The organism is Halorussus gelatinilyticus, assembly GCF_023238445.1.
GTDB classification, from domain to species: domain Archaea; phylum Halobacteriota; class Halobacteria; order Halobacteriales; family Haladaptataceae; genus Halorussus; species Halorussus gelatinilyticus.
The window spans coordinates 2060911-2075818 of sequence record NZ_CP096658.1 but is presented as its reverse complement, the minus strand read 5'-3'; the positions used below and the strand labels follow the sequence as shown (position 1 = coordinate 2075818).

At 59.0% G+C, this 14908-nt stretch carries 10 protein-coding genes; 5 read left to right on the top strand and 5 right to left on the bottom strand.

Features of this window, described 5'->3' with window-relative positions; all coding sequences use genetic code 11:
- Window positions 1-278 precede the first annotated feature (278 nt).
- Window positions 279-1013 carry a CPBP family intramembrane glutamic endopeptidase gene (locus M0R88_RS10645; RefSeq protein WP_248653490.1) on the top strand — a complete coding sequence of 245 codons (735 nt, stop codon included), beginning with the start codon at window positions 279-281 and terminating at the stop codon, window positions 1011-1013.
- 69 nt (window positions 1014-1082) lie between these two features.
- Here M0R88_RS10645 and M0R88_RS10640 read toward each other — a convergent pair whose 3' ends face one another.
- Complete coding sequence (locus M0R88_RS10640; RefSeq protein WP_248653489.1) at window positions 1083-1544, bottom strand: hypothetical protein; 462 nt, start codon at window positions 1542-1544, stop codon at window positions 1083-1085.
- A gap of 885 nt (window positions 1545-2429) precedes the next feature.
- On the opposite strand from M0R88_RS10640, the gene M0R88_RS10635 reads away from it, so the two are divergent.
- A complete protein-coding gene (locus M0R88_RS10635) occupies window positions 2430-3767 on the top strand; it encodes a phage NrS-1 polymerase family protein (protein ID WP_248653488.1) in 1338 nt (445 codons plus the stop codon).
- Between the two features lie 15 nt (window positions 3768-3782).
- Here M0R88_RS10635 and M0R88_RS10630 read toward each other — a convergent pair whose 3' ends face one another.
- The 3 genes from M0R88_RS10630 to M0R88_RS10620 form a co-directional block, all read right to left on the bottom strand.
- A complete protein-coding gene (locus M0R88_RS10630) occupies window positions 3783-4457 on the bottom strand; it encodes a DUF4352 domain-containing protein (protein ID WP_248653487.1) in 675 nt (224 codons plus the stop codon).
- Between the two features lie 17 nt (window positions 4458-4474).
- Window positions 4475-7810 (bottom strand): ATP-binding protein, encoded by a 3336-nt coding sequence (locus M0R88_RS10625; RefSeq protein ID WP_248653486.1) that lies wholly within the window; start codon window positions 7808-7810, stop codon window positions 4475-4477.
- Between the two features lie 997 nt (window positions 7811-8807).
- On the bottom strand, window positions 8808-10076 hold the full coding sequence (locus M0R88_RS10620; protein ID WP_248653485.1) for an outer membrane protein assembly factor BamB: 1269 nt from the start codon (window positions 10074-10076) through the stop codon (window positions 8808-8810).
- 556 nt (window positions 10077-10632) lie between these two features.
- Between M0R88_RS10620 and M0R88_RS10615 the strand changes: the two genes are divergently transcribed.
- The 3 genes from M0R88_RS10615 to M0R88_RS10605 all read left to right on the top strand — a co-directional run bounded on the left by M0R88_RS10615 (window position 10633) and on the right by M0R88_RS10605 (window position 14683).
- Entirely contained in the window at window positions 10633-11529 is an 897-nt protein-coding gene (locus tag M0R88_RS10615; RefSeq protein WP_248653484.1) for a DNA-binding protein, read from the top strand.
- Between the two features lie 298 nt (window positions 11530-11827).
- Complete coding sequence (locus M0R88_RS10610; protein ID WP_248653483.1) at window positions 11828-12553, top strand: DUF7504 family protein; 726 nt, start codon at window positions 11828-11830, stop codon at window positions 12551-12553.
- A gap of 30 nt (window positions 12554-12583) precedes the next feature.
- Window positions 12584-14683, top strand: coding sequence for a hypothetical protein (locus M0R88_RS10605; RefSeq protein ID WP_248653482.1), 2100 nt, complete (start codon window positions 12584-12586; stop codon window positions 14681-14683).
- 2 nt (window positions 14684-14685) lie between these two features.
- On the opposite strand, the gene M0R88_RS18830 is transcribed toward M0R88_RS10605, so the two are convergent.
- Complete coding sequence (locus tag M0R88_RS18830; RefSeq protein WP_438267186.1) at window positions 14686-14832, bottom strand: DUF7503 family protein; 147 nt, start codon at window positions 14830-14832, stop codon at window positions 14686-14688.
- Between the last annotated feature and the right edge of the window lie 76 nt (window positions 14833-14908).

The window sequence follows — 14908 nt, the reverse complement described above, 5'->3', positions numbered from 1 at the left end:
GAAGGACCGAACGTCGGAGATAGCCGTCCTCGACCGCCCAACCGGTTTCGGCTCGCCGCGAACTCAGCCGCGTCGGACGACGGACCGGACATCCTGCCGTTCGTCGCCGACACCGCCGGCACTCGCAGCGCTAGATTGCGGCCGCTGACCCGCGATGTCGGTCCAAAGAGGAGCGACCCGCGAGGCGGGGCGTCCGGGGTCGTCTCGCCGTTTTTAAATATTCAGCCTCACGAGTCGAAGATACTGTCGGCGCGAATTACCCTCCAGAACGCAACACCATGACACAGCAATCACAGCGACTCCGAGTCTTCCTGCGCGGGTCGGCGCTCGCGGTCGGTGCGTTCGGCATCGGGCAAATCGTCGTCTTCATCGCCGCGCTCGCTTTCCAGTCGGTCGGGATTCCGGCGGTGACGAACCCGACGATGCGGGTCGCGGTCGGCGTCGTCTTCCTCCAAGGCGTGACGTTCGGCGGTATCGCGCTCCTCTACCTGCGATACGGCGACCGGAGCGTCGAGTTCCTGCGAGTCCGACTCCCGACCGTCCGGGACGCGCTGGTCGCCGTGGGCGGCGTCGTCGGTTTGTTCGCGCTCTTGGCGACGGCGCGAGTTGCCTCGTCGTTGTTGGGCGTCCAGACCGCCACGAACCAGGTCGCGGAGATCGGGAAAGAGTCCCCCGAGATTTTCCTCCTGCTGGTCCCGCTCTCGTATCTGCTCATCGGTCCCGGCGAGGAACTGCTGTACCGGGGCGTCATTCAAGGGACGTTCGCCGAGTGGTTCGGCACGACACGCGCGATAGTGCTGGCGAGCAGTCTCTTCGCCGTCGTCCACGTCTTCTCGTTGTCCGGGCCGGGCAAACTGACCTACGTCGTCATCGTCTTCGGTCTCGCGCTCGTGCTGGGCGCGCTCTACGAGTACACCGACAACCTGCTCGTCCCGGCGTTCGTCCACGGCACGTACAACGCGGTCCAGTTCGCGGTCGCGTACCTGCTGGCGACGGGGCAAGTGGCGGCGTAGGTGTCCCGGTCGAACGTCACGCCCCGTCGAACGTCACGCCCTCGTCTTTCGTCACGCCCCCGCTTATCGTCACGACTGCGTGCGTCCGGTCGATTCCCGGCAGGAGCCTTCTCCCGTGGACGGGACGGTCAGATACGGCCCCTCCCAGACCACGATTTCGACCCGAAAGCAATCCCCGTTCCGACGTTTCGATGGGAACCGTCTCGTCTCGACGTTCTCCTTCGATTTCAGCGTACACTCGACGGTGAACCGTCCGGGGTCTCGCATCCACTCCTCGTCGATTATCGGTGCAGGATACGGGTCGTCTCCGTTCGCGTCGGCCGGCGGAAGCGAGAACGCGTTTCGATAGACTTCCTCACCGTCTCGGCGGACGACTGCTCGAACGTCGTGTTCCGCGTCGGTGATGTTCACCAGTGCCAACTGTTCGAGTTTCGTCTCGCCGTGCAGGAGCCTCGAACAACCCGAGAGCGCAGTCAATCCGACGGCGGAGACGCCGACGGTCTTCAGCACGCGTCGTCGTGAGAGGGCCACGTCTGACGAAGGAAACCTATCGCTAGAACATAAGTTTTTCTCGCCGCCGCGACGTAGCGTCGCCATCGGTCTCGCGGGCAAACACGTGACTGTCGTCTTGGGTGCTACCCACTACAGATAGCCCGTATTCCGGTAATTGTACGGACGTGAGTGGGTGTAGATTGCTGTTCGTGGATGACGGGCAGGTCTCGTTTCAGGGCAACGGCCCGAGGTCTCGAAACAGAGTCTACACCGGTCGCTGTGGTCTTTCAGGGCGTTTCCACTGATTGCTCTATGCTATGGTCAATCGACGTCTCACTCCGACTCGCCGTCGATATTCTGGATTCGCCGGTACACCCCGAGTGATAGGGCCGAATTCAGACCTTCCGGTATCTATTGATGAGCAAAATTCGGCGGTCACCTGAGCGACGTACACTCACCGTGTATTCTTTCAAACAGCTGTATTCGACGGATTAGGGTGTATTTCCTCGAAGAGCTTGTATCGACTTTGCTTGGTTTTCCCCAGAGTTATTATCCATACACCTCGGTTACGCCATGCGATTTTACTCATTTCTAAGGCCGCCTCGACAGACAAGCTATTAATCTCTAGTTGGACTCTCCAGCCGCTCTATGCCCGAAATAGAACTCCGCGAAAGCCCCCCTCGCGTTAGTGCGCGCTCACTCCTCGTACCGAAGTCCTACACCCTGTCACAAGAACACCTCTACCGGGGGATTAGCAGGGTGTACGATTCCAAAACAGCCGCGGGACCCTCTGGTACTCCCGAACAGGTCTCGTATCCCGTAAATTCGACGGTGTAGCGAACAGTGGTCGGACACCGAACAACCGGCACTTGCTACACCCCCGAAAACAGTACTTCGCCGGATTACAGGACGAGGTAGCATCAAGTGAACCGCCAGCGTATCCGAGGGTATCTCTCTGCGTTCGAGGGAACTGGCACGCGAACCGATATGACGACACTTCCAACAACAGCTGACCTTCCAGAATCACTTCACGAGTACGACCAGTGGATTTGCTGGCGTGAGCAGGCCCGTGGGTCGAAACCAACCAAAGTCCCGGTCGACCCACAGAACGGGCAATATGCCTCGGCAACTGATTCAGCGACATGGACGAGTTTCGAGGAGGCCCGATTGTACGCGGACGGCGAGTCTGTCGATGGGCTGGGCTTCGTGTTCACGGACGGGGATCCCTTCGTCGGTGTCGACCTCGACGACGCGCGTGACTCCGAGAAAGAAACTCCAACCGAGTGGGCCGAGGAAATCATCGACGACCTCGATTCGTACACCGAGGTCAGTCCGTCCGGAACTGGCTATCACGTTCTCGTGGAGGGCGAACTGCCGCCCGGCCGGAACCGGCGCGGGAGCGTCGAAATCTACGAGACGGCTCGTTTCTTCACCATGACCGGCGAGCGCGTCCACGGTACCCGCGGCGGCATCGAAGCACGGAGCGAGGAGCTTCGTGGAGTGTACGCAAGCCACCTCGCAGACGAGCACGATGATGAATCTGACTCCGAACCGGCGGCTGTGGAAATAGCGAAATTCTACGAGGACGGCGAAACCGAGAGCAACGAGGAGTCTGACTCAGGGTTGGGTTCTGATCTCTCGGACGAGGACCTTCTCGAACGCGCACGGTCGGCGGCGAACGGCGCGAAGTTCGAGCGACTCTGGCGGGGCGACACCCACGGCTACGACAGTCATTCTGAAGCGGATATGGCGCTCGCGTGTCTCCTCGCGTTCTGGACGGGCGGGAATACGACTCAGATGGACCGGCTGTTCAGACAGTCAGGGTTGATGCGCGAGAAGTTCGACGCGGTCCACTACGCCAACGGCCGCACCTACGGCGAGGTGACCCTCGCTCGTGCGAGGAACGTGACGAACGAACACTTCTCACCGAAGACAGGTCGTGCTAAAGAAAGCGGGGACTCGACAGATGCTCAGTCCGAGTCCGAACCGGAATCGATCGAGGTGGAAGCGGACCCGACCGAAAAGGCCCAGACGCCCGACGTGACCATCGAACCGGATAGCCTAACTGAGCGCGAACGAGCCCGTATCGAGACGATTACTAGTCTTGAGCGTCAGCTCCGTGATGTAGAGCGAGAGCGCGATAGGCTTCAAGATGAACGGAACCGCGCACGTCATCGGTTGGAAGCAGTTGCACGTGGGCAACGACAGACTGGCCCCAAAAGGGGATTTTTAGGCCGTCTCAGCCAGCGACTTTTTAATTAAAACTGAATTGGGAAATTAAGCAGTTGTCGTAGTGATCCCGGTTTCGTCTGGAAGCGAAAAATAGACCGACTCACCGTCATCAGCAAATCCTGGGCCGATTTTTAGCCACACCGGTCTTTTATCCGGAGCAATCTCAAAGAAGACACTGCGTGTCTTCGTTATCTGCGGGTCGATATCCTCAATATAAAAAGTGTCATCGAAGTCAAGCATCAGATCCTCATCCGGCTCATACGCCTGCCCACTTGATGTCACGACCTCGAAATGGTCTGAGTCAATTATCGCCCCTTGCTGGCTTTCGTTATGCGCGCTCACTAGAACTTGCAGGAACTCCTCGCCAGGGTCAGGAGTCACCCGTTCGTCTCCCACTCGAAAGTATTCGAATCGAGCGCCATTCTCAATCCAGTAAGTAATCTGCTCACTCCCATCCTCGCTGACGACAGTCGCTCGCTTACCTACTGGGACAATCTCTGACGGTGTTGTCCCAGGTGGAACTCTTGACTGGCTTGTCGTTGTCGTTGCTGTTTGTTCTTCGAACTTCTTGGAACTTGCTTTGCTCTCGGTATGGGGAAGAAGGAATCCACCAGTGAGTGCCGCTCCTACTCCTATTAGTATTCCTCGACGCGACGAGTCTGACCCATCCATTCCGTCTATGGTCATCAACAACGCTACCAAAGTAAGTGACTGTTTCACAAGAGCTACGCCTCGCCCTATTCTGGAGGCTCAAGCCCGAGGAGCGTCTCGCGGACGTATCGAAGGGTGTGAATCTGGGTACAGCCGGGCGCGTCGAGACGGAACGCTTGAGGTGGCGACGACCGACTGTACGTCTTCTCCACTCGGACGCCGCCAGTTGGCGGGTCGTTCAGCGCGTCCAGCACGTCGTGTGCGCCTTCGCGGTTCTTCGTGATCCAGATTGCATCCTCGGGGTCGAAATCGGCCATCTTATCGTAGTCGTCCGGCACGGCCCGTAGAATATCGTGATTCGAGCGCTCGGCCTCAACGACGACACAGACCTCGCCCTCCTCGTTGAGTCCGACCACGTCCAAACGATGCCCATCATCAAGTTCGTAGTAGGGGACGACCTCAACCACCGCCGATTCTGCGTCGTCGGCGTACGCGTCTTCGACGTACCGACGGCCGAACTCGACCATCACGCGATGGAGCGTCGATTCTCCGAGGTCGCCAACCCCGTGACCATAGGCGACGCCCTCGCGGTGAGCGGCCTGAATCTCCGAACGTCCCTCGGCGGTGACTGTGTACAGACGGTGGGGATGGTCGCAGTCGACGGCTAGTAGGCCAGCATCGACCAACTCCTGAACGGCATCAGACTCGATACCGACGTATTCCTGCAAGCGAAGCATGCTGTCCCAGCAGGTATCGTACTCCAAGTCGGGGTCGTACTCGCCTTGATGCGCAGAGTAGACAGCTTGGAGGAAGCAGAGTTGGCGGTCGGTGTACTCGCTGGCCTCACGCTCGCTTTCAGAGAGCGTCACGGGAACATCCGCAATCGGAATTTCGTCTCGGTCAACACGGTCGAGACTCGAACAGCATTCGATTCCACGGCGGACCCCCGTCCGTGTCGCGGCGTGTCGATTCGAACAGCCCGTACAGACGATAGCGTGGGTCTCAGCGTCGTACTTGATACACGTCGGGAGGCGCTTCGTGAACGGGAGGGCCGAGTCTACTCGCGTCACAGTCGTCGGAGCCGTCGATGAGGAGGACTCGTCGGCAGGCAACTGGTCGTTGCTCGACTGTGAAATCGAATCTGCTTTCGCAGTCGTGTCCGCAGTAGGGCGTTTCCGGTCTCGCACCTCCAAGCCGTGGTCAAGTCGTGTTCGGTCGCGCACAACGTCGAGGAGTGCGTCGAACGCGAGCGCCTGCGTTTCCGAAAGCGGGTCGTCACCTTCGGGATGGCCAGCCGGAAGTGGCGCAGACGACACCAGAAATGGTCTCGGCTCGGGGTCACCGAACTTCGCGGGTAGGCTCACGAACCATTGGCCGCGACGAAGCGCCCGTAGTCGATTCCCGACCTCGCTCGGTGGCATCTCGTCGGTCGCCAGTCGCTTCTCCAAGTCGGGGTCGACCGCGACGTTCCCGGTGACGATAGTCGAGACGTTGTTCAGGAGTTCTGCGTACGCTTCCGTATCCGCCGAGCGGACCTGCGCGGGAAACTGCATCGCGAGTGTCACCGACAACCCGAAGCCACGAGACTGCGCGAGGAGGTCCGTCATTAATCCCGAAGCCGCGACATCGGCGGCCTCCTCGATGTAAAGGTTGACCAGCGGGAGTTCATCTGAGTTGGGTCCACCATCAGTTTCCGTTCTCGTGGTCGTGTGGCCCGCCTCACGGTCTGCAGTGTGTTGGGTGTAATCGGTCGTCCGATAGGCTTGGCGGCGACGGAGCGCCGTCCAGAGGTTCGAGAGCAAGACGAGCGTGAACGCCCGGCGACTCTTTTTGCGGAGTTGGCTCGTATCCACGATGACGACCGCATTCTCGTCGAGAACGTCGAAGAAATCGAAGCGCGAGTCTGCATCGGAGTCCTCGGTGGGCACGTGATTGAACAGCGTCGCGAGTCGGTCGTCCACGGGGATCTTCTCGATGCGGTTGTGAACACCCTGCAGGAGTTCGTCGAACGAGCGCTTGCTGTTCGTGACGATCCCGCCGAGGAGGGCCGCGAGGTCGTCGTCGGTGACCGGTGGAGCATCCCGAGTTTCCGCCATCTGGGTTGCGGCTTGTTGGAGGTCGCGATGAGTGAATGCGTCTGAGCCATGAACCGGGTCGAAGAGGGCCTTGACGAGATAACGAATGATATCGGGAGAGCGAACCGCACGCTCGAAACGCTCCCGACCCATGATGCCGATGAGGACCTCGACGTAGTGGTCGACCACGTCTTGGACGGCAGTCGCACGGTCGATACCCACGGCGAGCTGTGGCCGAATGTCGAAAAACGAGAGCGCAGGTAGCACGTCAGCGCACTCGAAGTAGTAGACGTTGTCGAGCGTGCCGTACGTCGTGTAGTGCGCCCGAAGGTACTCGACCGGCATCCCGTCGCCTTTCGGTTCGATGAGAATCGAGGGACCTCGATTCGCCTCGTAATTATCCAGCATTCCCGTGATGAGCGAGGTCGTCTTCCCCGAACCAGTCTTTCCGAACCAGACAGCATGCATGGCTTGAAGGTCCGGCGGAAGTGCAATCGGGTCCGTCGCCTTCCTGCCGTCTTGGGTGAGCGCATATCCAAGCGTCAATCCCAACTCGTAGTAGGGTGTCAAGCGGTCGGTCGCTGGCCGCGAAAGCGAGGTCTGCTCGCCCGGCGTCAGGTCGAGCGCTCGCTTCGCATTCGACGTAAGGCTGGCTCCCCCGAGAACGCAGAAACTTGGGACTTCGCGCGGATCTGCAACGAGTTCAGGACTACTTCGGCCCCATCCGGGAAGCCGTGTTTGCAGTCCTGTCGGCGTATTTCGGAACGTCCGTTCGCGGACAGCATCGAGAAGGTCGAGTGCAGAAACGTCCTCTGCGGACAGTCTATCCAACTGGAGGCCGTAGCAGGCTACCTCGTGGGTTTCGGCGTCGAGTTGGTAGCACGAGTGGCCGACTGATTCGAGCGCCGTCCGAAGGTCCTTCGTGACTCGTGGCGGATGCTGGCCGGGGTCGGTGACCGCGATCGCACGAGCGTTCACGCTGAACGAATGGCGCGTCTCTTTCTCGTTGAGTTCGTCGAGTCGTCGCTGGACCTCGGGCGGGAGGTCACGAGGTTCGTCGGCGGTTGTCTCGTTGGAAACGAACAGCCCCGTGACGAGACGGCCCATGAACGACTCTTCCTCGCCGCGCTGTAGACGCCGACGACGCAGGTCGGCCTCGGTCGTCCAATCGGGCTTTGGTTGCAGGAGGACCTGAAAGACGACAGGCGTCTCGGTGGTTGCAAGCGTCTCGGTGGTTGCAAGCGTCTCGGCGACACTCGTGAGCGGTGGCTGCACGTCGGCGTCGTCAGTTCGGAACTGCGCATATGGGGTGAGGCGCGTCTGCCAGTCCGCACGCCGGTCGCCCATTCCACGGTACTCGACAGCCCCGATGTGGGTTTCCGGAGGTTGGTTCTCGTCTGTAGAAGAGTCGTCTGTCGATGCATCCAAACGTCGCTCAAGTTCATCGGTCGTACGCTCATCGAGTGACCGAAGGCCGAGAAACTCATCGAGGTCGAACGAACACTGGTCGAGTTCGTAACTATCGGGGAAGAAGCTTCGGAGCAGTCCTTCGAGCGACTCCAGTTCTCGGTCGGCTTCGTCGTCGGACGTGGGGAGACCGACGTAATATTCGAGACGGCCCGCCGGTGAGGCGGCGAACAGCCATTCGAGCGTTCTCGGTTCTGGGTCGATCTTCGAGACGAGTCGTCGGGACCACGAGCGGTCGTCGTCGTTCGTGAGCAAGCGATGCAGTCGCGTGAACTGCATCGTCACAGAGTCGACCGAGAGCGAGTCCGTGGTCGGCTGGATTCGGATGTATCGTCGTCCGGAGGATGTCTGGGAATCGTCAGTAGGCATATGGGTAGGTGTGACACCCCCTACTCACGCTGAATCCCAATAAGTTCTCGTTCAGGCGAGTTGAAAACTGAGCGCAAGCAGCAGGAGTACCGTAGCGGAGACGAAACTTCAAGCATTCACTCCCGATGGAGTTGATTGCCGGACGCGTAACGATATTGGCAGGGCTTCTGCGTCAACGCTATCCGACGATGCAGTGTATGCGAAGGACGGCAATACAGTTCGAGAACTCGACATGGAGAGTGGTGAGACCAACTGGTCGTTCGACTTCGAACGACAGTCACGTCGTCCCTACCGCCGATACTTGAGAACGCTAGTATCGCGCCGAGTCACCGTGCGATCGCAATCCGACGTAGAAACGATCTCCAAGTCAAGCTCTCCGGGCGGAACTTTGGGAGACAGAATTCAAGCCGGTTGAGTTCGCGGCACCTGCAGTCGGTGCTGGACATCTCTTTCTCGTCGATTCATCTCTACGCCTCATCGCATTAGAGTCTACTTAGCGATCCAGCATTTACTGTTCGGCCTCTAAGACAGTCATCGTCGACCCTGTGTTCCCACTACTCCGATACACCGGGAGATACAGTGCATCCCCGACAGCAGTCGCGGAATACCCCATGTTCCCCGGCTGTTTGTACGTCCAACGAGGCTTTCCCGTCTCGGTATCGAGCGCGTAGGTCGTCGCGTCGGTCGAGGGAGACTGTGGATGATCGGACGTTACCACCACTGCACCGTCGATGACGACCGGCGTCGTTCGCAGGTATCCCTCCTCGACTGCGAACTGCCACTGCTCGCTCCCATCCTCGCGCGAAAGCGCTCGAAGCTCTTGGCCGTCCGCGACGAATACTCTCTTGTCGCCGACGGCGAGTTCTCCGAGGCCGAAGTCCTCGATGACGTGTCGCCAGCGCTTGGTTCCCGTCGTAGCCTCGACAGCGTAGACGGCGCGCGTATCGGACGCGAACAGGGTATCTCTGTCCACGACGAGACTGTGGAAGTTCTCTCCGTGCTGGTCCGTCCAGCGAACGTCGCCTGTTTCGACATCGAGTGCCGCGAGGAGCGACAACGTATTATCTTCACTCTCGGACTGATTTTGCTGGTCGTAGACGGACCCGACGTACACCTTCCCGTCAGCGATAGCTGGCTCAGCGAGGAAGACGTGACCATCGTTCGTGTAGCGCCAGCGCTCCTCGCCCGCTGTATCGACGGCGATGACGGCCTCCTGTTGGACGAAGCAAACGCGGTCGTTCGTTACAGGAATCGCCTCGTTGACTGATCCGCCGAGGTCAAGATGCCACCGTTTCTCGCCAGTCCGAGCATCGAGCGCGTGGAAATAATGCTCCCCAGCGTCACCGACGTAAATCGAGCCCTCGTAGACCGTCGGCGGACACCCCGCGAACCCGCCGCCGAGCGCTGGAAGGGCCGTTTTCCACTTCTCGTTGCCCGTCTCGCGGTCGAAGGCGTACACGCCGCCTGCGGCGTAGTCCTCGTTTCGGTCGTTGAAGATGCCGCCACTGACGAACACCGTCTCGCCGACGATTGCTGGGACTGTCACGCCTGCAGGAAGGGTGGTCTGCCAGCGGATTTCTGGGGTATCGATGGTAACGTCCGTATTCCGGCCGGGATGGGCGGCAGTTCGCCCGAACTGTGCCCAGGACTCGTCGCTCTCGCCGGGTAATGGTTCGGTCGGCGACGAGTCTGCTTGAGAGGACTGAATGGAGGGAAGAGACGCACAGCCAGCAACGGCCGTACTACCGAGAGTCGCGAGGACCTGTCTGCGCTGCATACTCCATCACGTCAGGCCGTTCAAATAAACATTTCTTGAGTAGCGTTCTCGTAGGAACCGAAAGCAGTCGGTAAGTAGGCGAAGGCCTTCGGACTCCACCACGCCGTGGACTGTGGAGATTCGTTTCGTCTCTATTCGTTTTCGCTGACAGCGCGCCCCGCGCACCGCGTTCCGCCCTCCGCAGCGCTCGCGACTGACCATTCCGGGCGTGCGGCCGTGCTCGCGGCTTCGCCGCTCGCTTCTTGAGGCGCTTTGCGCCTCGCACGGGCCGGTCCGGGCATCTGGCTTCGACGCCAGCACCAAGCGCTGTTTCGGTTGCGTCTCGCGTCGCTCGACGGACGCGAAACAGGCTTGCGTGCTGGACGCTCGCTCCGGACGGGTCGGTGCGCGGTGCTGGTTGTTTCTCCTCGAATCCGCTCTCGCTCGCGCCCAGACCGCACTGAAGGCGCGAGCGAGAGCATCGAAGAGCGAGGAGTCGGACTGAGAGAAAGCCACGGCTGGAGAGTCGTGGTGTCGGAAGAAGACGCCGAGTGAGCGCCTTCGGGTCTAGGAACCCATGTCAAGTAAGAACGCGAGTAGCAAGGTCGTTTCGGTCGATGAACAGGCGTACGAACAGGACGAGCGAACAATCGAAGACAAGGACGAGTTCGAGGTCGTCGAGGAGACCCCGGAACTGCGGGCGACGGTGCAGATGGAGATTCAAGCGAAGGTGGATGCGAACCACCCGGACGGACTGCTGGACACGAGCGACGAGCGAATGAGAGGCGTGACCCTCGAACAGGAAGAGTGCATCAGAGCACGAGAGGAAGAACTGGCGTACATCAGCGCCAAAGCGAAACTCAGTCGCCAAGACGGTCGTGCAGAACGGACTCAAGAAGTAGCAGCGAAAGGAAGCACGGAGAGACGGCGGACGTTCGAGAAGCGAGCGGCGAGTGTGAATCCGCTTGTGGACCCGGACCGGCCGGACCCACGCGAGGAGTTGACGCGAGCGGAGCTGGCGGCGGTGAACGAGCAGACGAGGCGGATCGCCGAGCGACTACCGGGGTGGTCGAGGGCGGCGATTAGTCGGCGACTGGCCGAGCGCGTGGTCGAAGGTGCAGAACTGGTGAGCGCGGTCGTTGGCGTGTCCGAAGAACTACGGCGAGCACGGGGGCACGTGATTCCAATCGCAGACGTTAGCGAGGTGAATCGGCGGGAAGTGAGCATCGTGGGGACGGTGAGCCAACTGTGGAGTCCGAGCCACCACCGGATTTCGCAAGTCGGACTCCTAGAAGACGAGACGGGACGGGTCAAGTTCACAACGTGGACGAAGAGTGACCAACCAATGGTTCGAGAGGGCGAGGAGGTCGAATTCCGGAGTGTGGCCAAAAACTGGTACGAAGGACGATGCTCGGTCGCGCTCACGGGCTGGAGCAGTGTCCATTTCCCTGAGCGCGGTCGGTGGTGGGAGTAGTAGACCTCACTTCGTTCTTTTTTGTCGATACCGTCCACCCGACGCCCGCCTCCCCACCCACCGCTCCGTGCTCACTCGGTGAGACTCACACGTTCGTCTCACCGACTCTCGCTCGCTTCGCTCACGAGAAAGTCGCTGCGCGCGCAGCCACGACCTTTTGACGGGTTTATACGAGCGTCTTGGTACATCCTCGGAGGTGCGTCACAGGTGCAAGAGTCGGACAGCAGACGTTGAGTCTCACGCGTAAAAATCCAATAGTATTAAGTTTGATTTCATATATAATCCCACTAGGTAATAGATGTCGGTAGGGAATCACAAAAGGGTCTGCTTTCGTGGCGGGTCGGCAGACGACGACGAATACGATATACACGAAATACAGGCCAAACTCAAGGAACTCAAACAGACCGGGAGTACGCTCCTCGTGACAGGGACCGTCGGTGAACGAACTACCGCCTACGCGAGTAGCAATCTCTTCGGAGGCCCAGAGGCTTCACCGCCCCGAAAACGAGTGCTCGCTCTTACCGATGGCTCACGGGCACAGACCGGAGCCCACTTCCAAGAAACTGGACTACAAACAGAGTCTCGAAACTGGGTCACCGACCTCCAAGAACAAGAGCGAAGTATTCCGGCCACTGCAAGCCCGAATCTTCCTGCGCTCGAGCGGAAGCCGAACTCACTTACGGCACTCCAGACAGAACTACAGAACGCGATCGATTGGTTCGCCCGTGACGACCTCGAACCAGCCGAACTCCGCGTCGGAATCGATTCGTTGAGCTATCTCCTCGACGAGTACAGCTTCGCCGAAGTCGAACGACTTGTAGCAAGCATCAGCGCCAGCGTCAAGGTCGATAACGGGATGTCGCACTTCATCTATCAACGAGACCCAGACGAAAACCGCGAAACCATCGAAAACCTGATGGCTTACTGCGATGCTGAAATTCAACTCCGAAAGCGGAACGGGAATCCTGCGGAACAACGATGGCGGATTCCTGACGTTGGAACGACTGGCTGGACGCGCCTGTAACCAAATCTCCCCCTCCTCGAGACCCAGAGAATGGAACCACGAATCACAACATCGACGGACCGACCCGGCATCACTATCTTTGACCCGATTGAGCAGGCCCAGTTTGCACTCTATACCCCGACCGCTGTTGACCCGATGACCGCTGACGTCGACATCTTTCCTGCTCCCGTCTCTACTGCCGTCCGCATCAATACCACTGGCATCGACGTTCCCTCGCTGTCGAACATCTACGTTCGTTCTCCCACCGGAGACCTGATTACAGAGACCAGTGGGCAGACCGACCAGTCGCTCCCCCGGAACGAGTACGTCCTTGAACTCACGACAGCGCCAGTCAAACTCTATCTTCGAGTCGAGAGCGCACTTGACATCAAGTACCGCGAGGCAACCGTTCGAATAGGGTTCGGACCGCATCCTGTGGCCGTCTACGTCGGAACGCGGTCGTTCCACGAGCATCCTGCAGGGACGATTACGGTACCAGACGACCCACGAGACGTGATGAAGGCGGTGTCGCTGTTCGGCTCGGCCTTGAAGGACCTCTCTCCCGAGCGGTCGTTCCCGACGTTACGCGGTCATCCGCCCCTAATCGAGCGAGGAAATTCGTTCGATGCACCGACCGACATCGAACGGCCGGAGACAGGCGTCAGTATCGAGTTGCCGCCCGAATACGAGTACGTTTACCCCGCGACGTCGCTCGCGTATTACCTTGGTGCAGACGTACGACCAGCGAATACACCGCGACTCGTGACTGAGAACGGATTCGAACATGTACTGGATGGTCCGCTCGGCTACGAGGAGAACGTCCGTCGGACACTCCAACAGGTATTCTTCCTCGATTGTTTGACTCGGACTGAGGGACTGTACGACGTCGATCTTCACGAACGTACGCAGGTCGAGCCGCTCGTCAGCCTCGATTTCGAGGCGCTCTACGACCAGTCGCTCGCGGCCCAGCTTGAAGCGTATCTGTCTGTGCCAATCTCGATACTAGAACCGCATCTCCCGCAGTGGTCGGTGACGATGGATATCGTCCCTAATCCAGAACACGTTTCGATGCTTCCCTTTGCGGCCACACAACTCGCGGTCATTCGAAGTCCAACGCCCGATACTCAGGAACCAGCTCCGACTCCGGATATGATTACCGAGTTTACCCGTGGCGGTGAGTCGGTCAATAAAACGGAGGTGTTAACGAGGTCTGCCCACCAGTTGCAGGATATCGCTGAGGACGAGATTTTCACGCCCGAATCGACGGAGTCTATCAGGCATACGTGGGTCGGCGAAGGCTACCCACTCGGCGCGAACAAGGCGACGACCGAGGCTTACGAACGCCAACTCGACCAAGGAGGACCCGAGCAGTCCTCGATTACAATCCACGTCGTCTGTAACGACGAACAGATGGAGTCTGAAGGTGTTGTCGAGGAGTTCTACGGCGTCCGTGAACTCCTCGAATTCGATGTTACTGTCCACTACAGACTGGACACCGAGGAGTTGCAGGAACTCCTCACGGCTTCGGCCGACCTCTTCCATTTCATCGGCCACGTTGATTCGAAGGGTCTTCGTTGCCCTGACGGGCATCTCGACGCACGGTTGTTGGATGAAGTTCAAGTGAAAGCATTCGTCCTGAATGCCTGTCGGTCGTACGCTCAGGGGCAAGCGCTCGTAGAATCTGGGAGCCTCGGTGGCGTCGTGACCCTGTCGGAAATCACGAACAATACAGGGACGCGAGTAGGCTGTGCATTAGCGAAAGCCCTGAACAGAGGGTTTCCATTACAGGTGGCGGTCGATCTAGTGCAACGAGTCGTCGGTGGATACTCGTATATGACAATCGGAGATGGAGGTTTGACCCTCGTGCAGTCTGAGAGTGGTTGTTGCTATCTTTCAGAGTTAGAGCAAGCGGAAGACGGTTGGTTCGTCGATTTCACGACTATTCCGATGCGGACGTTCAATATGGGAACGCTGTTCGACCCAGTACTTGGAGACCAGTCGACTCAATATCTAGCTTCGGGTCTTCTAAATACCTTCTCTGTCACTGACGAGGAACTCGAAAACCACTTCGCTATTGAGAGCCACCCCGTTATTTTCAATGACGAACTTTTCTGGACCAACGAGGTCACTGTCACCGACCTTCGAGAATAGGCTTACGGCCCTGCGGTAGCGGCCCCGCCTCCTGCTTTCACCTGCCCGACTGCTTCAAGCGTAAGAAGGCCAACGGTGAAGAGGACGCCCATCATTCGAGGATGCTTACTACAGTACCCTGCTATCGTTGCATCTGGTGCCTCTGACATGGTTCCATCAAATCATCCAACACCGCAAAATTTGAAATTATCTATTTCCATTGAATAGTTATGCTATAAGTACATC

Excerpts from the sequence above, each read along its gene's own strand:
- M0R88_RS10620 (WP_248653485.1), bottom strand. The coding sequence starts at position 10,076 with ATGCAGCGCAGACAGGTCCTCGCGACTCTCGGTAGTACGGCCGTTGCT.
- M0R88_RS10645 (WP_248653490.1), top strand. The coding sequence starts at position 279 with ATGACACAGCAATCACAGCGACTCCGAGTCTTCCTGCGCGGGTCGGCG.
- M0R88_RS10610 (WP_248653483.1), top strand. The coding sequence starts at position 11,828 with ATGTCGGTAGGGAATCACAAAAGGGTCTGCTTTCGTGGCGGGTCGGCA.
- M0R88_RS18830 (WP_438267186.1), bottom strand. The coding sequence starts at position 14,832 with ATGTCAGAGGCACCAGATGCAACGATAGCAGGGTACTGTAGTAAGCAT.
- M0R88_RS10625 (WP_248653486.1), bottom strand. The coding sequence starts at position 7,810 with ATGGGCGACCGGCGTGCGGACTGGCAGACGCGCCTCACCCCATATGCG.
- M0R88_RS10615 (WP_248653484.1), top strand. The coding sequence starts at position 10,633 with ATGTCAAGTAAGAACGCGAGTAGCAAGGTCGTTTCGGTCGATGAACAG.
- M0R88_RS10605 (WP_248653482.1), top strand. The coding sequence starts at position 12,584 with ATGGAACCACGAATCACAACATCGACGGACCGACCCGGCATCACTATC.